This window comes from Micromonospora sp. NPDC023869, assembly GCF_055559695.1.
Genome location: NZ_JBVHKD010000001.1, coordinates 638,110 through 657,670, shown reverse-complemented (window position 1 = coordinate 657,670; position 19,561 = coordinate 638,110). Strand labels below are relative to the sequence as shown.

The window sequence follows — 19,561 nt, the reverse complement described above, 5'->3', positions numbered from 1 at the left end:
TCGCCCACAAGTGTACGGCGAGTGTCGTCCCCACGCGGGGACCGGATGGGGGTAGTGGGCGGACTCACCCGCTGTTCACCCCGGCAGAGCGCCGGTCAGACCACTCAGGGCGTCGTTGGTCAGCAGGACGACCAGCACGCTGAACGCCACCAGCAGGCCCAGCGCGACCGCCAACACGATCGCCACCCGCAGGGTGCTGCCGGACCGCTCGGCCGGAGTGTCCGTCCAGCCCTGCGCCAGGATGTGACCGGTGAGTGACCCGGAGTTCTCCTCGCCGGCCGGGAAGGCCACGGTGTTGGCTCCCGACCCGTCCGCGTAGTAGGCGCTCAGATCGGACCCGCCGGGACGGTACGTCGCCGATCCGGCCTGGCCGGAGGCGTCCGACCGAGGTCCGGGACCGGCCGCCGCCGACGGCGGGTTCGGCCGGGGCACCGGCCTCGTGACGTCGGGGTCGTCCAGCGGCACCGCCTGGGTCCGGTCCGGGTCGGTGCCGCGCTGAGCCGGCCGGGCCCGGTCGGTGCCGAGCGGGGCCGTCGGCGGCTCGGCCGGAAGCAGCCCAGGCCGTGCCGAGACCCGAGGCGCGACCCCCGGTGAGCCGGAGACCGGCTCGTCCCGACGCCCGGCCGGAGTGGTCGGTGGCGGCCACACCGGCAGCGCCGGAGCGGGCACCACCGGCGGTGCCGAGCCGGACACGGCCGACGGCGCGGTGACCGACGGCACCGCTGCCGACGCTGCCGCAGCCGCCGTGGTCGAGGTAGCAGCCGTGGCCGAGGCGGTGGTGGCCGGTGGCGGCGGGAACGGCGGTGCGGGCATCGGGCCGGGCGGCGGCGGGGGCGGCGGCACGGGCGGGCCGGGCGGAGGGGACGGCGGGCCCGGCACCGGCGGTGCCGGCCGGGGAGCGGGTGGCGGTGCGGGCACCGGTCCCGGCGGGTACGGCCCGGGCGTCGGCGGTGCGGGCACCGGGACGGGTGGCGTCGGCGACGGTGGATTGGGTCCCGGCACCGGCGCGGGCGGCGTCGGAGCGGGCTCCGCCGGTGCCGGACCCGGCACCGGCTGGGGCTCCGGCGTCGTGGGCTGCGGTGGCTCGGCCGGTCCGGCGGGCTCGGCCGATTCCGGGGCGACCGGCGTCGACCGGTAGACCCCGGCGGCCCGGCCCCCACCGGCGGCTGCGGCCTCGTCCGCGCTCACCTGGCCCATGCCGGCGACCCGGACGCTGGCACGTGCCGCAGTGGGCGGCACCGGCTCCCGCTGCCCCGGCACGCTCGCCGTCCCGACCTTGGCGGCACCGCTCACGCCCGCGCTGCCGACGGCCCTGTTCATGCCCGTGCCACCGGTGAGGGCGCTGGTGCCCGTGCTGCTCGCGGCCCCACTCGTGCCCGTGGTGCCGGCGGTGCCGTTCGTGCCCGCAACGCTGGCGGCTCCACTCGTGCCCGCAACGCTGGCGGCTCCACTCGTGCCCGCAAGGCTGGCGGCTCCACTCGTGCCCGCGACGCTGGCGGTGCCGGTGACACCGCTCCCGCCCGCAACGGCCGACGGTGCGCTCGAATCGGCGGGCTGGGTCGTGCCGGCACCCGCCGCGGCCACACTGACCTGCGCTCGGGCGGTCACCGGCGGCAGGTCGGCCTCGGGGGATACCGGGGAACCGGCACGGTACGTGGTACCGCCGCCCGTCGCGGGAGCGCCGGATCCGGGCCCGCCGGTGGCCGGGGCGGCTGGTCCGGTGCCGACGACCGCCGAACTCCCCGGGACGGCTACGCGGGCGACCCCTGCCCGGCCGCGTGCCGGTGGCCGGTCCGTGTCGCTTGGTGCCGCCGGTGCCGGCGCGGGGCCCGTGCCGACCGGGTCAGCAGCGGTGCCGATGACGGCCGCCGAGCCGGATGCGGAAGGCGTCGGCTCCGGGCCGGCCGGAGCGGGCTCAGGGGCCGTCGGAGCAGGCTGCGCAGCGGAAGCGGCGGGCTCGGAGGTGGAAGGTGCAGGCTCCGGGGCGGAGGGCGCAGGCCCGGGGTTGGAGAGTGCGGGCTCGGCGGTGGCCGGAGGCGGTTCGGCGGTGGTGCTCGGCGCGGCGGTGGACGCAGGGTCGGCCGGCTTCGCCGGAACCTCGTGCTCGGTCATCCTCGTCCTCCGTGCCACGCTCGCACCCGGATCCGTGCCCCGGACCGGCAGTGCCTGTGTGACACCGTGCCACATCCCGACCGGCTGGCACACCTGTAGCCCGCACAGTGTCCCTCGTGTACGGGCGGGTCGGGCCGAAGATCGCCTCGGCGGGCCCCGTCCGGTCAGCGACCGCCGACGGTGGACGGGGAGGCCGAGGCGCTCTCCTCGGCAGCCCTGCTGCTCGCCGCCGTGGTCGGGGCGAGACTGCTGCTCGTCGGGGCGAGGCTGCTGCTCTCCGTGCTCGGGGTGGCCGGGGCCGACGGGCTCTGCGACGGCGAGGTGGTCGGCGACGGCGTCACCGACGGCGAGGGGGAGGGGGAGTCGGTCGGCTTCGGCGTGGGCGAGCCCGTGGGCGAGGGGGACGGCGACGTGGGTCGCGGCGTCGGCGTCGGCTTCGGAGTGGTGGTGGGCTTCGGCGTCGGCTTCGGAGTGGGCTTGGGTGCCGGCGGCTGCGACGGGGTGGGGGGCGTGGCGGGGGCGGGCACCGCACCGACCACCCGGGTCGCGGCGTAGAACCGGGACCAGCGCACCGTCGAGATCTTCACCACGTCGCCGGTGGTCGGTGCGTGGATCATCTTGCCGCCGCCGACGTACATGCCCATGTGGTGGATGGTCCGCCAACTGCTGCCGGAGGCGAAGAAGATCAGATCGCCGGGGAGCAGCGCGTTGCGCGGCACGGTGCGGGACCGGGTCGCGTAGTACTGGTCGCGGGCGACCCGCGGCAGTTTGTAGTACCCGGCCGACCGGTACGCCGACCAGACCAGGCCGGAGCAGTCGAACGAGTTCGGCCCGGTGGCCCCCCAGACGTACGGGTCGCCGAGCTGGCGGCGGGCGTACGCGAGGGCGGCCAACGCGGTGGGGTGCGCGACCAGCCCGTCGGCCGACTGGCCGCCGTAGTCGGTGCCGAGTCGCTGCTCGGCGGCCTCCTGCTGGCGGGCCAGCGTGATCAACTGCGCGGAGTTCTCCTCGCGCAACTTGACCAGCTTGGCCTCTTCCTCCCGCAGCGACTGCTGGGTGGCGGCGTACTGCTGCTGGACCCCGCGCAGCCGCTGCTCGGCGGCGGTGTAAGCCTGCGTGGCCACCTGCTCGTCGGCGCGGGCGCGGCTGACCTGGCCGGCGGCCGGGCCGGTGGCGCCCTCGCTGCGCTCACCCCGGTTGGCCCGGTGCAGCAGTTCCAGGTCCCGGAGGGTGGCCGCCCAGTCGCCGGGCGGTTGGGCGGCATCGACCTTGATCGCCTCGGCGGCGACCTGGTCGGCGCGCTGCTCGGCCTGCGTGACCGCGGCCCGGGCGAACTCCAGGGTGCGCCCGGCGGCGGTGTGCTGGGACTCGGCCTCGGTGCGCTGCTGTTGCAGGTCGAGGAGTTGGGTGCCGAGCTCGCCGATCCGTGCCTCGACGGCGTTGATCTGAGTTTCGAGCGCGTTGCCGGCGGGGGTGACGATCGGAGCCACCACACCGGGGGTGCCGCTAGTCGGTGCGCCGGGCAACTGGAGCTGGCCGGCGACGGCCGGGCGGGAGCCGGTGTCGGGCACCGTGACCGGGACGCTCGGCTCGGCGTACGCGGGAGCCGCGAGGACGGCGGTGGCGACGGCGCTGAGCAGGGCGGACCAGAGCATCGGCCGCAGCACCGGCGAGACCACCGGACTCCGTCGCCGTCGCCGTCGTCCGTCCGTGCTGTCGACCATTGCGCTCCCGTCCGGACCTGCTACGCCGCGCCGGGGGTCGGACGCGGCGGTGGGGACGCTACCGCCAGGTGTCGCCAGATCGCCAGGTGTCACCGGTGTGAGGTGTGGCGTGCCCCATCCTGTCTTACCTCACCTGGTGCGTGGTGTCGATGTTTGGACGGGTTAAAGAAAACTGTGAGTTCGGGAGACGCCGGTCACCGATGGACCACGGTGTGAGCAGCCCGGGTGTGCGACGTAGGCTCTGACTGCGGCCGGTAACGGTCGCGGACGCAGGGGAAAGGGACGGGCTTTCGATGGACGCCGGACTCAAGCGCGAGCTCGAAGCGAAGGTGTACGCCGGGGAGCGGCTGACCCGTGAGGACGGCATCGCGCTCTACTCCAGCGACGACCTGACCTGGTTGGGGCGGCTGGCCCACCACGCGCGCACCGAGCGCAACGGCGACCGGGTGATGTTCAACGTCAACCGGCACCTCAACCTGACCAACGTCTGTTCCGCCTCCTGCGCGTACTGCTCCTTCCAGCGCAAGCCGGGCGAGAAGGACGCGTACACGATGCGCATCGACGAGGCGGTCCGCAAGGCCAAGGAGATGGAGGACGAGCAGCTCACCGAGTTGCACATCGTCAACGGCCTGCACCCGACGCTGCCCTGGCGCTACTACCCGAAGGTGCTGCGCGAGCTGAAGGCCGCGCTGCCGAAGGTCAAGCTCAAGGCGTTCACCGCCACCGAGGTCCAGTGGTTCGAGAAGATCAGCGGGCTGACCGCCGACGCGATCCTCGACGAGCTGATGGAGGCCGGTCTGGAGTCGCTGACCGGTGGCGGCGCGGAGATCTTCGACTGGGAGGTCCGCCAGCACATCGTCGACCACGCCTGCCACTGGGAGGACTGGTCGCGGATCCACCGGCTGGCGCACAGCAAGGGCATGAAGACGCCGTCGACCATGCTCTACGGCCACATCGAGGAGCCACGGCACCGGGTCGACCACGTGCTGCGGCTGCGCGAGCTGCAGGACGAGACCGGTGGCTTCATGGTCTTCATTCCGCTGCGCTACCAGCACGACTTCGTCGACTCGGCGGACGGCAAGATCCGTAACCGGATCCAGGCCCGCACCACGATGGCCTCGCCGGCCGAGTCGTTGAAGACCTTCGCGGTCTCCCGGCTGCTGTTCGACAACGTGCCGCACGTGAAGTGCTTCTGGGTGATGCACGGGCTCTCGGTGGCCCAGCTCTCGCTCAACTTCGGCGTGGACGACCTGGACGGCTCGGTCGTCGAATACAAGATCACGCACGACGCGGACTCGTACGGGACGCCGAACACGATGCACCGGGACGACCTGCTGCACCTGATCTGGGACGCCGGCTTCCGCCCGGTCGAGCGGAACACCCGCTACGAGGTGGTCCGCGAGTACGACGCCGCGCCGAGCATGGCGGAGCGCCGTTCCGAGCCGCAGCAGGTCTGGGCCTGAGCCGACGCGTACCCTGGCACGACGATGAGCGAGCAGCAGGGCGCGTTTCCGCGCCGGGACGACGACGGGCGCATCCGGTTCCTGGGTGATCTGCTCGGCGTCAGCCTGGCCGGGGTGGTCATCGGGATGCTGGTGCTGGTGCTCTTCGACACCGCCTTCGCCTGGTTCGGTGCCGGTGACTTCGGCCAGGCCAACGGGTGGCTGGCGGTGATCCTGGCGGTCTGGCTGTTCTGGGAGGACTTCCGGGCCTGGGAGTTCGGCGCGCCCCGGGTGGTGGCCGGGTTGGTGGCGCTGGCGATGGCGGTGGTCTCCGGCCTGCTGGTGGCGGGCGCGGTGACCGGGCTGCCGCCGCTGCTCTCCGGTGGTCTGGCGGCGGTGACGTTCACCGTCGTGTACGCGCTGGTCTGGTTCCCCGGCGTCCGCTGGCTGGTCGACCGGACCACCTGAGGTCGCCGTGCGGCGCGACCGCACACAGGAGCTGAGAGACGCCGCCCCCGGCGGAGAATGGAGTACGACGTGAGCGCGGCGGCCAAGTACACCCTCGGCCGGATCGGCCTGTTCGTGGTCGTGATGCTGGCCCTCTGGCCGGTCGACATGGACATCTTCCTCAAGCTGATCCTGGCCCTGCTGTTCTCCGCTGCGGTCTCCTTCTTCCTGCTCAAGGGCGTACGCGACCAGATGGCCGAGGAGATGGCCGCCGCCGCCGAGCGGCGCCGCTCGGAGAAGGAGCGACTGCGGTCCGCCCTGGCCGGCGAGGACCAGGCCGAGACCGACACGGGCTCCGGCGGTCAGGCCGACGGCGGCACGTCCGACCAGTCCGGCTCGTCCACCGAGCCGGGGCGCGGCCCCTCCGCCTGACCTGCGGCGACGGGACCATGTCGTCGGCATGAGGATCCGACTGGGATGGGCCGCACAGCGATCGATGTTGATATGACCATGGGACCGGTGGTGGGCTGTCCGCTGCCGGGCGGGGAACCCCCGCGCCTCCAGGAGGTTGTCCATGGCCTTCCGTACGATCCCCGTCCGCCGTGCCCTGGCGCTCATCGTCGCCGCCGGGCTCGGCCTGCTCACCATCTCCGCACCACCGGTGTCCGCCGACCCGGCCCCGAACCGGGACGAGCAGCCGGCCGCCGTGCCCTATCGGGTGCTCGGCCCGAAGACGCTCGCCGACCGCAACGCGATCGCCGGCACCGGTGCCGCGATCGACTACTCCGAACACGGGGTACTGCACGTCTCGGCCACCCGCGCCGAGGCCGCCGCGATCACCCGCCTCGGGTTCCGGCTGGAGGCGATCGCCGCCCTGCCCACCGATCGGGGCACCGCGGACGGGCAGGTCGGCGCGTTGGCCTTCCCGCCGGCCGACGCGAACTACCACGACTACGCGGAGATGACCGCCGTGGTCAACCAGGTCGTCGCGGACCACCCGTCGATCGCCCGCAAGATCAGCATCGGCAGCTCGTACGAGGGCCGGGACCTGGTGGCGGTGAAGATCTCCGACAACGTCGCCACCGACGAGAACGAGCCGGAGATCCTGTTCAACGCCCAGCAGCACGCCCGCGAGCACCTGACCGTCGAAATGGCGATCTATCTGCTCAACCTCTTCACCGACAACTACGGCTCCGACTCCCGGATCACCAGCCTGGTCAACAACCGGGAGATCTGGATCGTGCCGACCGTCAACCCCGACGGCAGCGAGTACGACATCGCCACCGGCTCCTACCGGTCCTGGCGGAAGAACCGGCAACCCAACAGCGGCTCGTCGTACGTCGGCACCGACCTGAACCGCAACTGGAGCTACAACTTCGGGTGCTGCGGCGGCTCGTCCGGCTCGACCTCCTCGGACACCTACCGGGGCCCGTCGGCGTTCTCCGCTCCGGAGACGCAGGCGCTGCGCAACTTCGTCAACAGTCGAGTGGTCGGCGGGGTGCAGCAGATCAAGGCCAACATCGACTTCCACACCTACTCCGAGCTGGTGCTCTGGCCGTACGGCTACACGACCAGCAACACCGCCACCGGGATGAACGCCGACCAGTACAACACCTTCGCGACCATCGGCCAGCAGATGGCGGCGACCAACGGCTTCACCCCGCAGCAGTCCAGCGACCTGTACATCACCGACGGCAGCAGCATCGACTGGATGTGGGCGACGCACGGCATCTGGGCGTACACCTTCGAGCTGTATCCGGGCTCGGCCTCCGGCGGCGGCTTCTACCCGCCCGACGAGGTCATCCCGGCGCAGACCTCGCGCAACCGGGAGGCGGTGCTGATCCTCTCCGAGTACGCCGACTGCCCCTACCGGGCCATCGGCAAGCAGTCGCAGTACTGCGGCGGTGGCAGCGGGACCACGGTCTGGTCGGACACCTTCGAGACCGCGACCGGCTGGACGATCAACCCCAACGGCACCGACACCGCGACCTCGGGGCAGTGGGAGCGGGGGGCCGCGCAGGCCACCAACTCCAGCGGCGCCAAGCAGCTCACCCCGTTCGCCGGTAGCAACGACCTGGTCACCGGACGGTTGGCCGGCAGCGCCGCCGGGGACTACGACGTGGACGGCGGCGTGACCAGCGCCCGCTCCCCCGCGGTCACCCTGCCGTCCAGCGGTACGTTGACCCTGTCGCTGGCCTGGTACCTGGCACACGGATCCAACTCGTCGTCGGCCGACTACCTGCGGGTCAGCGTGGTGCACAACGGCGGCACCACGGCACTGCTGACCCAGGCCGGTGCGGCGAGCAACCGCAACGGCGCCTGGGCCCAGGCCAACCTCAACCTCACCCCGTACGCGGGACAGTCCGTCCGGATCCTGGTGGAGGCCGCCGACGCGTCGACGGCCAGCCTGGTCGAGGCGGCTGTGGACAACGTCACCATCACCGCCTCCTGAAATCGGCGGGGCCCCGCCACACCCCCTCGCGCGGGGCCCCGTCCCAGGGCCAAACGGACAACAGCGAACTAGACGGGCTGGCGGTGGCCGCCCGTGACCGGGACCGCGACCTGCTCAACGGGGTCGCGGTCCCGCCGTGCGCTACCGTCGTACCGACCCGCCGCAGCGAAGCCGGTGCGAAACCGGCGCTGTCCCGCAACTGTGATGCCCCGAAGCCGGGGACGAGTCAGGTCGCCTGGGGCGCGTCGCGATCCGCGCTCTCGAGGAAGGGCGCCTCGCGGACGGGTCGCTCCGGCTCCTGTCGGCGAAGCAGCACTCCTCGACCGACAGGAGGACCGATGTTCAGCCGTACCCCCCGGGTCTTCGCCGCCACTCTCGCGGTGGCCGCGCTCGCCCTCGGCGCCTGCGCCGAGACCAGCAGCGAGACACCCAGCACCGGCGAGCGCCCGAGTGGCGCCGCCTTCCCCGTCACCGTCGGGTCGTTGACCCTGGAGCAGCGTCCCGAGAAGATCGTCTCGCTCTCCGCGACGGCCACTGAGATGCTGTTCGCCATCGGTGCCGGGCCGCAGGTCACCGCCGTCGACGACCAGTCGAACCACCCGGCCGACGCGCCGAAGACGGACCTCTCCGGTTACCAGCCGAACGCCGAGGCGGTCGCCGCGAAGAACCCCGACCTGGTGGTGCTCAGCGACGACCGCAACAAGATCGTCGACCAGCTCACCACGCTCAAGATCCCGGTCTACCTGACCCCGGCGGCGCAGACCCTCGACGACTCGTACCGGCAGATCACCGAGCTGGGCACGCTCACCGGCAACGCCGACGCGGCGGGCGACGTGGTGCAGCGGATGAAGGACGACATCACGAAGATCGTCGCCGAGGTGCCGCAGCGGGTCCAGGCGCCCACCTACTTCCACGAGCTGGGGCCGGAGCTGTACACCGCCACCAGCAAGACCTTCATCGGCTCGATCTATGCCCTCGCCGGGCTGGAGAACATCGCCGACGCGGCGGACGCCGACGGCAAGAACGGCGGCTACCCGCAGCTCTCCCAGGAAGTGATCGTCCAGGCCAACCCGGACTTCGTCTTCCTCTCCGACGTGAAGTGCTGCCAGCAGAGCGCCGCGACGGTCAAGGCGCGCAGCGGCTGGTCCGGCATCGAGGCGGTCAAGAACGACCAGATCGTCGAGCTGGACGACGACGTCGCCTCGCGCTGGGGCCCGCGTGTGGTGGACCTGCTCCGCACCATCGTGGACGCCACCAACAAGGTTGCCGAGTGACCGACGTCGTCAGGCGTTAGCAGGGGACCCTTCCTATGCACCAGGCGTTAGCAAGGGACCCTTCCTTACCGGCGGTCGGCCGGCCGGCGGGCCTGCGGAAACGCTGGCTCGCCATCGGCGTGCTCGCCGTCTTCGTCGCCCTGGTGGCCGGCGTCTCGCTCGGGCCGGTCAGCCTGCCGCCCGGCAGTGTCGCGATCGAACTGCTCAACCTGCTGCCCGGGGTACGCCTGGAGAGCGGGCTGACCGAGCGCGAGATCGCCATCGTCACCGAGTTGCGGCTGCCCCGGGTGGTGCTGGGTCTGCTGGTCGGTGGGCTGCTGGCCCTGGCCGGTGGCGCCTACCAGGGTGTGTTCCGCAACCCGCTGGCCGACCCGTACCTGCTCGGTGTGGCCGCCGGGGCGGGCCTCGCGGTCACCGTCGTGCTGACCCTGGGCACCGCGACCGGCGGTGCGCTCAGCGGGCTCCCGCTCACCATCCCGCTGGCCGCCTTCGTCGGCTCGCTCGGTGCGGTCGCCATGACGTACCTGCTCGGGGTCGCCGGCGGACGCAGCCGTTCGCCGGCCACGCTGATCCTGGCCGGGGTGGCCGTCTCCGCGTTCCTCTCCGCTGGACAGACGTACCTGCTGCAACGCAACGCGGACAGCATCCAGGAGGTGTACTCCTGGCTGCTCGGGCGGCTGGCCACCGCCGGTTGGCACGACGTCCGGCTGGTGCTGCCGTACTTCCTGCTCACCAGCCTGGTCATCCTGCTGCACCGGCGGGAGCTGGACGTGCTCTCGGTGGGTGACGACGAGGCGGCCGGGCTCGGCCTGCACCCGCAGCGCTCCCGGTACCTGCTGATCGCCGCCGCCTCGCTGGGCACCGCCGCCGCGGTGTCCGCCTCCGGGCTGATCGGCTTCGTCGGGATCATCGTGCCGCACACCGTACGACTGCTCGCCGGATCGAGCTACCGCGTCATCCTGCCGCTGTCGTTGCTGTTCGGCGGTGCCTTCCTGGCCCTGACCGACGTGGCGGCCCGGACCGCCGCCGCACCACAGGAAATTCCGATCGGGGTGGTCACCGCGCTGCTCGGCGGTCCCTTCTTCGTCCTGATCCTGCGGACCGCCCGACGGGTGCTGACGTGACCGCGCCCGAGTCGTCAGGCGTCGACCGGACCGCGTCCGCCGCCGCCGCCGTGCAGGTGCGTGACCTGCGGATCAGCCTGGACGGCACACCGATCCTGGGCGGCGTCGACCTGACCGTCCGGCCCGGCGAGTGGGTCACCGTGATCGGACCCAACGGCGCCGGCAAGTCGACCCTGTTGCGGGCCGTCGGCGGCCTGCTCGCCGCGCCGGGCGCCGTCGACCTCTTCGGTACGCCGTTGAGCGCCCTGCGTCGCCGCGAACGGGCCCGGGTGGTGGCGACCGTGGCGCAGTCCCCGGTCGTACCGCCCGGCATGGCGGTACTCGACTACGTGCTGCTCGGACGCACCCCGTACATCCCGCCGCTGGGCCGGGAGTCCGCCGCCGACCTGGCCGTGGTGCACGAGGTGCTCGGCCGGCTGGACCTGGCCGGCTTCCAGGGCCGGGAACTCGCCACCCTCTCCGGCGGTGAGCGGCAGCGGGTCTTCCTGGCCCGCGCACTGGCCCAGGGCGCCACCCTGCTGCTGCTCGACGAGCCGACCAGTGCGCTGGACATCGGTCACCAGCAGGAGGTGCTGGAACTCGTCGACCAGTTGCGCCGTACGCACGGCCTGACCGTGCTGGCCACCATGCACGATCTCTCCATCGCCGGCGAGTACGCCGACCGCATGGTGCTGCTGGCCGACGGCCGGATCGTCGCCGAGGGCACCCCGACCGAGGTGCTCACCGAGGAGATGCTCGCCCGCTACTACCGGGCCCACGTCACGGTCGTCCCCGGCCCCCACGGCCCCCTGGTCCTCCCCACCCGCCCCCGCTGACGGGTGGCGATGGGGGCGGTCAGGAGGTCAGGGCGATGAGGGAGAAGAGCGCGCCGTGCGGGTCGCGTAGAGCGGTGACGCGGCCGGCGGGAATGTCCCGGGGCGGGACGAGGATGGTGCCGCCCAGCTCGGCGGCGCGGGCGGCGGTGGCGTCGGCGTCGGTGACCGAGAAGTACAGCGTCCAGTACGCCGGTGAGTCGGCCGGGAACTCCGCACCCAGCGGCGGCATCATCCCGGCCACCAAGCGGTCACCCAGCCGCCAACCGGTGTAGGCGACCTGCCCCATCGGCTCCTCCTCGGGCTGCCACCCGAAGACCAGCTCGTAGAAGACCCGTGCCCCGTCCGGGTCGGGGGTGACCAGCTCGGTCCAGCACATCGCGCCCGGCACGTCGAAGACGTCGGCCCCGGCGAAGGTCATCGGCTGCCACACGCTGAACGCGGCACCGGCCGGATCGCTGAACACCGCCATCCGACCCCGGTCGAACACCTCGAACGGGGGTACCACCACCTGCCCGCCGGCCCGCTCCACACGGCCGGCGACCAGGTCGGCGTCGTCGGTGGCGACGTACGTCGACCAGATCGGCACCTGGTCCGGTACGGCCGGCGGCCCCACACCGGCCACCGGTCGCCCACCGAGCAGGAAGACGGTGTAGCCGCCCGCCTCCGGTTCGGGATCGACCCGACCGGTCCAGCCGAACAGCTCGGGATAGAACCGTCGGGCCGCGTCCAGCTCAGGGGTGGCCAGATCGGCCCAGCAGGGGGTGCCCGGCGCGACGTCGACCACTCCCCACCCCTCTCGGCCCGGGGCGCTCGCCGCTCGACCGCCCTCACCGGCATCGTGGCACCGCCCGGCCGCCGCCCGAGGGAAACGGCCGGAACGTCAACTGAACCGGCGACCCTCGTCCCGCCGGTACGCCCACGCACCGATCGCGGCCAGCGCCACCACCCAGACGCCGAGCATGACCAGCGACAACGTGCTGACCGGGAAGTCGCCGACGGCCGCCCACATCAGCTCCACCGCGCCCCGGGTGGGCAGGAACGGCGCGATCGCCTCGATGAAGCCGGGCGCGTCACCGGGGGAGGAGAGCAGCCCACCGCCGAAGGCCATCGGAAAGAAGACGACCTGGGCGACCACGATCGCCGCCTTGCTCGGCAGTGAGTATCCGATGGCGAGCCCCAGCAGGGTGAACGGCACCGCGACCACCGCCACGGTGGCCAGCGCCAGCAGGAACCGCAGCAGGGTGATCTCGGCCGCGGTCAACGTCGCGGCGATGACCAGCAGCGGGATCAGCGACAGGTAGGTGACCAGCAGACCGGCCAGCACGCGGCCGGCGAAGCGTGGTCCCGGCCCGACGGGCAGGGTCCGGGTGTACGGGTCCCAGGGCTGTTGGCGATCCTCGGCGACGCCCATGCCGTACTGGAAGATGTTGGCGCTCATCACCGAGAAGGTGACCATCGAGGCGGTGGCGAAGGTGGCGCCGACCGGGTCCTTGCCGGCCCACGGCACGACGAAGAAGAGCATCGCGACGGCCGGGAAGAAGGCGCTGCCGAAGAGCGCGATCGGGATGCGGACCGTCTCCAGCAGTTGGTAACGCGCGTGGGTCAGGGCGAGTGGCACGGCAGGCACTTCCTCAGACGGGGGTCGGCTCGGTGTCGGCGGTGGTGATGGCGAGGAACGCCTCCTCCAGCGAGGTCGGCCGTACCTCCAGGTCGCGGAAGTCGACGCCGCTGGTGACCAGGTCCCGGACGAGCTGGTCGGCGTCGGCGGTGAGCAGGTGCGTCCGGCCGTCGACATGTTCGGTGCGGGCCACCCCGGGCAGCGTGGGTAGCGCGTCGGTGGTCAGGCTGACCCGGCGTACGCCGACCACGGCCCGGACGGCGTCGACGCTGTCGTCGGCGAGTACCCGGCCCTGCCCGATTACCACGATCCGTCGCGCCAACGCCTCCACCTCCTCCAGGTAGTGGCTGCTCAGCAACACCGTGCCGCCGTCGGCGTGGAAGGACCGGATGGCTTCCCACAGGGTGTGCCGGGCCTCCACGTCCAGCCCGGTGGTCGGCTCGTCGAGCACCACCAGCCGGGGGCGGCCGACGAAGGCCAGTGCCACGGCCAGCCGACGTTTCTGGCCACCGGACAACCCGCCGCTCTGCCGCTTGACCTGGGCGGTGAGGCCGAACCGGTCGAGCAGTTCATCCCGGGGCACCGGGTCCGGGTAGTGGGCGGAGACGAAGTCGATCACCTCGCCGACGCGCAGGGTGGCGGGCAGCCCGGTCTCCTGCGGCGTCACACCGATCCGTTGCCGGTTCGCCGCGTCCCGGGGGTCGCCGCCGAACAGCTCCACCCGGCCCGAGGTCGGCCGACGCAGCCCGACCAGCAGGTTGAGCAGGGTGCTCTTGCCGGCACCGTTCGGCCCGAGCAGGCCGACCAGTTCGCCCGCACGGACCTCCAGGTCGACCCGGTCCAGCGCGAGGACTTCGCCGTAGCGGCGGCTGACCTGATCGGCGCGGGCGAGAATCACGGCGGCTCCTTCCATGGTGCTCCGTGTACAACGGTCTACCGCGTCGGCGCAACCGCGCAATCAGCTGAGTGGGGCAGGAAGCGGCGCGACGTGCACCACCGAAAGCCCGGACACCGCCCGGGTCAGCACCACGTACAGGCGGTGCAGGCCGCGTGGTTCGGCGGCCACGATGGCGGCCGGTTCGGCGACGACCACGTGGTCGTACTCCAGACCCTTCACACTGGTGGCCGGCATGACGGAGACCCGCGTACCCGCCGTCGGCTCGTCGACGGTCGCCGTCTCGATCCCCGCCGCCGCCAGCGCCGCGCGCAGCCCGGGCACCGCGTCGTCGGCGGCGATCACCGCGATCGACCCCTCGTGCGCGAGCGCCGCGCGCACCTCGGCCACCGTCGCCTCGGCCAGCTCGGTCACGGTACGCACCGCGAGCGTGCCGTCGTGGCGTAGCGACTCGGCCGGCGGTACGTCGACGGCGAGCGCCGGCAGCAGCCGGTTGGCGAACGCGAGCACCTCCGCCGGTACCCGGAAGCCGACCGTCAACGGCACCACCACCGCGTCCGGCTTGCCCAGGTGCCGCAGGGTCTCCCGCCAGTCGGTGGCGGCCCACGGCGCGGTCGCCTGGGCCAGGTCGCCGAGGAGGGTGAGCGAACCGTGCTCGCTGCGCCGGGCGATCACCCGGCACTGCATCGCGGAGAGGTCCTGTGCCTCGTCCACCACCACGTGCCCGAAGCCGGTCGGCCGCTCGATCAGCCCGGCCGCCTCGTCGATCAGGACGGCGTCGGCGGCGGTCCACCGGGTGGCCTTCGGCGTACGGGCCAGCTTCCCGGCGGTGAGCCGGGCCTGCTCGTCGGCGGTGAGCAGGCCCTGCGCTGCCGCCGCGAGCCGGGCGGGGTCGCCGAGCAGGGCGTGCACCAGCCCGTCCGGGGTGAGCGCGGGCCAGACCGCGTCCAGGAAGGTGGTGACCGGTGTCGAGCGGCCCGTCCGGCGCAGCCAGGCGTCGCTGGGCGACTCCGCCCGCCGGGCCTCGGCCTGCCGTTGCAGCAGCCCGACGACCCGGGCGCGGATCCGTTCCCGGCCGACGGCGTACGGCAGCCCTTCCGCGCGGGTCTCGTGGACCAGCCGGTGCAGCGGCTCCAACCCGATCCGCCAGCGGTAGGAGCCGTCGGAGACGGTCATCGCCTCGGTCGGCTCGCCCACGTACGCGTCGACGGCCCGGCGCAGCACCTCGGCCATCCGGGCGTCGTGTTTGATCCTCGCCACCTCCGGCGGTTCCACCGCGCGTACCGCCACCCGGTCGACCAAGTCCTCGACGGTGGCCTGTGCGACCTCCACCTCACCGAGGGCGGGCAGCACCGCCGCGATGTACCCGAGGAACGCCCGGTTCGGGCCGACGACCAGCACCTTCGACCGGCGCAGCCGCTCCCGGTGCAGATAGAGCAGGTACGCGGCGCGGTGCAACCCGACCGCCGTCTTCCCGGTGCCCGGCGCGCCCTGTACGCAGATCGAGTCGGCCAGGTCGGCGCGGACCAGCTCGTCCTGCTCCGGCTGGATGGTGGCGACGATGTCGCGCATCGGCCCGATCCGGGGGCGTTCGATCTCGGCGGTGAGGATCCGGCTGGCGGTGCCGAGTTCCTCGCCACGGTCGAGGTGCTCGTCCTCGAAGCTGGTCAGCACGCCGTCGCCGAAACCGAACCGGCGGCGCACGGCGAGCCCCTGCGGGTCACGGGCGCTGGCCCGGTAGAACGACCGCGACACCGGGGCCCGCCAGTCCAGCACCAGCGGTTCGCCCTGCTCGTCGGTGACATGCCGGCGGCCGACGTGGTAGCGCCGCCCGGCGTGCTCCGCGTCGGCGTCACCGAAGTCGAGCCGGCCGAAGAACAGCGGCGTCCGTGGGTCGTCGGCCAGTTCGGCCACCCGACGGGCGAGGTGCCGCCCGAGCTGCTCGGCGGTGTACGAGTCACCGGCCACCGTGTCGCCGGTGGCGAAGAGCGCCTCGGCGCGTTCGCGCATCCGGTGCAGCGCGGCTCGGGACCGGGTCAGGTGGGCCCGCTCGGCGGTCAGCTCCTCGTCGAGGCCGGTCGGCGGCGGGTGCGGGGTCTGTGGGGCGTGCAGGCTCATCCACGTGCTCCTTGACGGGGAGGAAGGCTGCCGCTCGCGTGTCCGACCACGGGTCGGCGCGGGACGTCCGCTCCGGTGCTACTCACCTCGGCCGTCAGGCGGAAACGGAAATCCTACTCCCCGGCGGACGGCCGGCAACCGATTTACCACGCCGCCGCGGTGCAAGGAAGGGTCCCCTACTAACGCCGCGTGTAGTACAGGGGACCCCTCCTAACAAACGGACGCATCGCGCATCCCGCGCCGGGGCAAGGGCCGCGGCCGGGGCCGGGCTGGTCGGGCTGGTCGGGGGTGCGGGGTTGGCCACTTCCGGGACGGCTCGCTGAGCCGATCGGGTCGGGCGGCGATACGGTCGGGGCATGGTCGAGCGCGTCGCCCGCCCCCGGGTCGGGCACATCCAGTTCCTCAACTGCCTTCCCATCTATTGGGGGCTGATGCGCTCGGGCGCGCTGCTCGACGTCGACCTGCACAAGGACTCGCCGGACCGGCTCAGCGCGGCGCTGGTCGCCGGTGACCTGGACATCGGACCGATCACCCTGGTCGAGTACCTGCGGCACGCCGACGAACTGCTGCTCCTGCCGGACCTGGCGGTCGGCAGCGACGGGCCGGTGCTGTCGGTCAACCTGGTCAGCACCCGTCCGCTGGCCGACCTCGACGGGTCCCGGATCGCGCTCGGATCCACCTCGCGGACCGGTGTGCTGCTCGCCCGGCTGCTGCTGCGCGAGCGGTACGGCGTCGACCCGGAGTACTTCCGGTGCCCACCGGACCTGACCCAGATGCTGCTGGAGGCCGACGCCGCAGTGTTGATCGGCGACGTGGCGCTGCGGGCCATGTACGAAGCGCCCCGGCAGGGGTTGACCGTGACCGACCTGGGGTTGGCCTGGCGGGAGTGGACCGGGCTGCCGATGGTCTTCGCCGTCTGGGCGGTCCGTCGTGAATTCGCCGCCGCCCATCCCGGCCTGGTCAAGGAGGTGCACGAGGCGTTCCTGCGCTCGCGTGACCTGTGCCTGGCCGAGCTGGACCAGGTGGCCGAGTCGGCGGCCCGTTGGGAGCCCTTCGACGCGGCCACCCTCGCCGAGTACTTCCGGGCCCTGGACTTCTCGCTCGGCGAGCGTCAGGTCGCCGGGCTCCGGGAGTTCGCCCGTCGGGCCGCCGAGATCGGCGAAGCCCCCGCGCTGCCGGCCGGCGGACCGGCCTTCTTCACCCGCTGACCGCACCCCGAACCGACGGCAGGGCGGCCGTCGAGCCACCGCCGCACGTCGCCGCCGGCACTGCGGTCGGCCGCTGACCCCGCACCAATCAGGTACGCGTCAGCCCGTCCCGCACCCTCAGGTACGCGTCAGCAGCGCCTCGGTGATCTCCTGGCAGTTGTCCATGCCGTACTCGTAGCCCTTGCTGATGGGGTAACGGAGCATCACGCCCATGGTCCAGGTGTCGCCGACCGCCAGGCAGTTGACGTGGATCTCCTGCTCCTGGGTGCGGTCCACCCAGCCGTTCTTGATGGCGATCCGCTTCGCCTCGTCGGCCGGGAACGCCTTGCGGATGCCGAAGTCGCCGGCACCGCGTACCAGGCGCATCTCCTTGAGCAGCCACTTGGTCCACTCGGGGCCGGCGGCCCGACCGTCGGCGATGCAGTTGCCCAGCCGGGCGGTGTCGCGGGGAGACAGCTCGGTGCGGCTCCAGCCGAGGTCACTGGAGACCTTGCTGTCGGTCAGGTCGCAGACCGACAGCAGCCGCTTGATCGACGCGGACCGCCCGATCTGGGTGTAGAGCTGCTCGGTGCGGGTGTTGTCGCTGTCCCGGATGATCCTGGTCAGGTCGTCGAGCTTCGCGTCGCTCGGCGTCTGCCCCGCGTTCGCGGTGCGGCGCAGGTAGTCGGCGACGACCCAGGACTTGATCAGCGAGGCGGTGGTGTTGGTCTCGTCCATGTTGTCCGAGCCGATGATCTCGCCCGAACGGCGGTCCAGCACGCTCCAGCCGTACCAGCCGTCGATGTCCAGGTCGAGCTGCTTCGCCGCGAACGGCAGCGGCTCGGGCTCCGGCGACGGGCTGGGCGAGGGCGACGGGCGGGTGTGGCGGTCGGTGAGCGAGCCGGCGCGGGACACCGGCGGCTCGGATCGACCCCACTCGGCGGCGGCGCGGGACTCGAAGGGCGAGCCGGGAAGCAGACGCAGGGAGACCAGGACCAGCCCGAGCAGGACGCAGGCGATCGCGACGAGCCGTAGCGGGGATGTTCCGCCCTCCCGGTCGCGCTTACGGGTGGCCATCAGAGCTTCCCGACCGGCTGCTGCGGGACCTTGAGCGCACCGCCGGGCTGCGGGGTCACCAGTTGGGCGGCGACGCTGGCGCAGACGTCGGCCCCGTAGTCGAGCTTCTCGGCGATCGAATAGCGAAGCATGACGGCCAGACTCCACTTCTCCGTGACCGCGAGGCAGTTGACGTGCCAGTTGCGGTCGTAATAGAGGCGGGTCCAGCCGTTCTTCATTCCGACCGGGCCCTGACTGGTGATCGACTCAGGTAGGCCATCGATGATGCCCCACCGGCCACCGCCCCAACCCTCCTCCTCGTGCTGGTCCTTGTCGGCGGTGGTGCCGCGCACCTTGCTCATCTCGGAGAGCACCCATTCGGTCCACTTCGGGCCGGCGGCCCGGCCGTCGGCGATGCAGTCGCCGAGTCGGACCGCGTCGCGCGGGGACATCCTGGTGAAGCTCCACCAGCCCTCGTAGCCCTTGATGTTGCCCCGCTTGGTGTCGGTGAGGTCGCAGATGCTGATCGCGCGCTTGATCACCGGGCCGGGTTGGCCGCCGGCCGGCACCGCGTACGAGCCGCCGGCCATGCGGTAGACGTAGTTGGTCGACGAGTCGTCGCTGTCCCGGATGGCTTTGCTGGCCGCCTTCTTCTGCGCGGCCGTCGGCTCCTCGTCGCCGAGTTGGCGCAGGTAGTCGGCGACGATCCAAGCCTTGATCATCGACTCGGTGGAGCTGGTCGCGGCCATGTTCTTCGAGCCGGAGATCTTGCCCGACTCGCGGTCCATGAGTGCCCACGAGAAGAACTCGCCCTCGAAGTCGACCGATACCGTGCCCGCAGCGAGGGTCGGCGGCGGCGGTGGCGCGGGCGGCGGTGCCGCGACGCTCTCCTGGGCGGCGTTCGCTTCGTCGCCGCTGAGTCGGGCGTACGCGGCCGGCACCAGCATGACGCCGCCGAGTAGCACCGCCGTGACGGCGAACACCATGATCACGCGGGATCGCATGAGCGGGTGAGCTCCAGATGTCAGGGCCGGGGGACCGGCTTGTTGCCAGGACTGACCGGTGTGGATCGCTTGCGGGGCGGGGGAGGTGCCCCATCGGCTCGCGATCGTCCTGCACCGATCGGTGTGACCTGCGAAGTCTACGTCCGGATTCGGGTGGCGCCAGGATCCGACACCGGTCAACTCGCCGTGAAGGCGGGATAAGAACCCGCTACGCGGCTGTTGCGAGGATTTACCGCTCGTTTGTGACCCAGTTCATAGCCGCGAGCACTACCCGTGGCGTGTGCCTGGTAACG

Annotated in this window: 16 protein-coding genes and 1 riboswitch; of the genes, 8 read left to right on the top strand and 8 right to left on the bottom strand. The window is 72.3% G+C overall.

What is annotated here, in order from left to right; genetic code table 11:
• Positions 1–75 precede the first annotated feature (75 nt).
• Positions 76–1,320, bottom strand: coding sequence for a hypothetical protein (locus tag ACZ31C_RS02680; RefSeq protein ID WP_465793897.1), 1,245 nt, complete (start codon positions 1,318–1,320; stop codon positions 76–78).
• A gap of 956 nt (positions 1,321–2,276) precedes the next feature.
• On the bottom strand, positions 2,277–3,836 hold the full coding sequence (locus tag ACZ31C_RS02675) for a C40 family peptidase (protein WP_465793896.1): 1,560 nt from the start codon (positions 3,834–3,836) through the stop codon (positions 2,277–2,279).
• A gap of 293 nt (positions 3,837–4,129) precedes the next feature.
• Here ACZ31C_RS02675 and mqnE point away from each other — a divergent pair, with 293 nt between their 5' ends.
• The 7 genes from mqnE (at position 4,130) to ACZ31C_RS02640 (ending at position 11,390) form a co-directional block, all read left to right on the top strand.
• On the top strand, positions 4,130–5,299 hold the full coding sequence (gene mqnE / locus ACZ31C_RS02670) for an aminofutalosine synthase MqnE (protein WP_396741184.1): 1,170 nt from the start codon (positions 4,130–4,132) through the stop codon (positions 5,297–5,299).
• Positions 5,300–5,323: 24 nt separating this feature from the next.
• Positions 5,324–5,746 (top strand): hypothetical protein, encoded by a 423-nt coding sequence (locus ACZ31C_RS02665; RefSeq protein ID WP_350697453.1) that lies wholly within the window; start codon positions 5,324–5,326, stop codon positions 5,744–5,746.
• A 69-nt stretch (positions 5,747–5,815) separates the two neighbouring features.
• Positions 5,816–6,157: a DUF4229 domain-containing protein gene (locus tag ACZ31C_RS02660; RefSeq protein ID WP_465793895.1), complete on the top strand. Its 342-nt coding sequence runs from the start codon at positions 5,816–5,818 to the stop codon at positions 6,155–6,157.
• A 142-nt stretch (positions 6,158–6,299) separates the two neighbouring features.
• Positions 6,300–8,177, top strand: coding sequence for a M14 family zinc carboxypeptidase (locus ACZ31C_RS02655; RefSeq protein ID WP_465793894.1), 1,878 nt, complete (start codon positions 6,300–6,302; stop codon positions 8,175–8,177).
• Positions 8,178–8,347: 170 nt separating this feature from the next.
• Positions 8,348–8,408: riboswitch (cobalamin riboswitch) on the top strand.
• Positions 8,409–8,515: 107 nt separating this feature from the next.
• Positions 8,516–9,451, top strand: a complete 936-nt coding sequence (locus ACZ31C_RS02650) for an ABC transporter substrate-binding protein (RefSeq protein WP_465793893.1) — start codon at positions 8,516–8,518, stop codon at positions 9,449–9,451.
• A 35-nt stretch (positions 9,452–9,486) separates the two neighbouring features.
• Complete coding sequence (locus tag ACZ31C_RS02645; protein WP_465793892.1) at positions 9,487–10,575, top strand: FecCD family ABC transporter permease; 1,089 nt, start codon at positions 9,487–9,489, stop codon at positions 10,573–10,575.
• 50 nt (positions 10,576–10,625) lie between these two features.
• Entirely contained in the window at positions 10,626–11,390 is a 765-nt protein-coding gene (locus ACZ31C_RS02640) for an ABC transporter ATP-binding protein (protein ID WP_465794348.1), read from the top strand.
• A gap of 19 nt (positions 11,391–11,409) precedes the next feature.
• Here ACZ31C_RS02640 and ACZ31C_RS02635 read toward each other — a convergent pair whose 3' ends face one another.
• The 4 genes from ACZ31C_RS02635 to ACZ31C_RS02620 all read right to left on the bottom strand — a co-directional run bounded on the left by ACZ31C_RS02635 (position 11,410) and on the right by ACZ31C_RS02620 (position 16,021).
• On the bottom strand, positions 11,410–12,174 hold the full coding sequence (locus ACZ31C_RS02635) for a VOC family protein (RefSeq protein WP_465793891.1): 765 nt from the start codon (positions 12,172–12,174) through the stop codon (positions 11,410–11,412).
• 96 nt (positions 12,175–12,270) lie between these two features.
• Positions 12,271–13,008, bottom strand: a complete 738-nt coding sequence (locus tag ACZ31C_RS02630; protein WP_465793890.1) for an ABC transporter permease — start codon at positions 13,006–13,008, stop codon at positions 12,271–12,273.
• Positions 13,009–13,021: 13 nt separating this feature from the next.
• Complete coding sequence (locus ACZ31C_RS02625) at positions 13,022–13,906, bottom strand: ABC transporter ATP-binding protein (protein ID WP_465793889.1); 885 nt, start codon at positions 13,904–13,906, stop codon at positions 13,022–13,024.
• 60 nt (positions 13,907–13,966) lie between these two features.
• Entirely contained in the window at positions 13,967–16,021 is a 2,055-nt protein-coding gene (locus ACZ31C_RS02620) for a HelD family protein (RefSeq protein ID WP_465793888.1), read from the bottom strand.
• A 356-nt stretch (positions 16,022–16,377) separates the two neighbouring features.
• Between ACZ31C_RS02620 and ACZ31C_RS02615 the strand changes: the two genes are divergently transcribed.
• Complete coding sequence (locus ACZ31C_RS02615; protein WP_465793887.1) at positions 16,378–17,229, top strand: menaquinone biosynthetic enzyme MqnA/MqnD family protein; 852 nt, start codon at positions 16,378–16,380, stop codon at positions 17,227–17,229.
• A gap of 117 nt (positions 17,230–17,346) precedes the next feature.
• Here ACZ31C_RS02615 and ACZ31C_RS02610 read toward each other — a convergent pair whose 3' ends face one another.
• Both ACZ31C_RS02610 and ACZ31C_RS02605 read right to left on the bottom strand, forming a co-directional pair.
• Positions 17,347–18,285, bottom strand: a complete 939-nt coding sequence (locus ACZ31C_RS02610; RefSeq protein WP_396741165.1) for a serine hydrolase — start codon at positions 18,283–18,285, stop codon at positions 17,347–17,349.
• Entirely contained in the window at positions 18,285–19,268 is a 984-nt protein-coding gene (locus tag ACZ31C_RS02605) for a hypothetical protein (RefSeq protein WP_465793886.1), read from the bottom strand. The genes ACZ31C_RS02610 and ACZ31C_RS02605 overlap by 1 nt, the downstream gene beginning before the upstream one ends.
• Between the last annotated feature and the right edge of the window lie 293 nt (positions 19,269–19,561).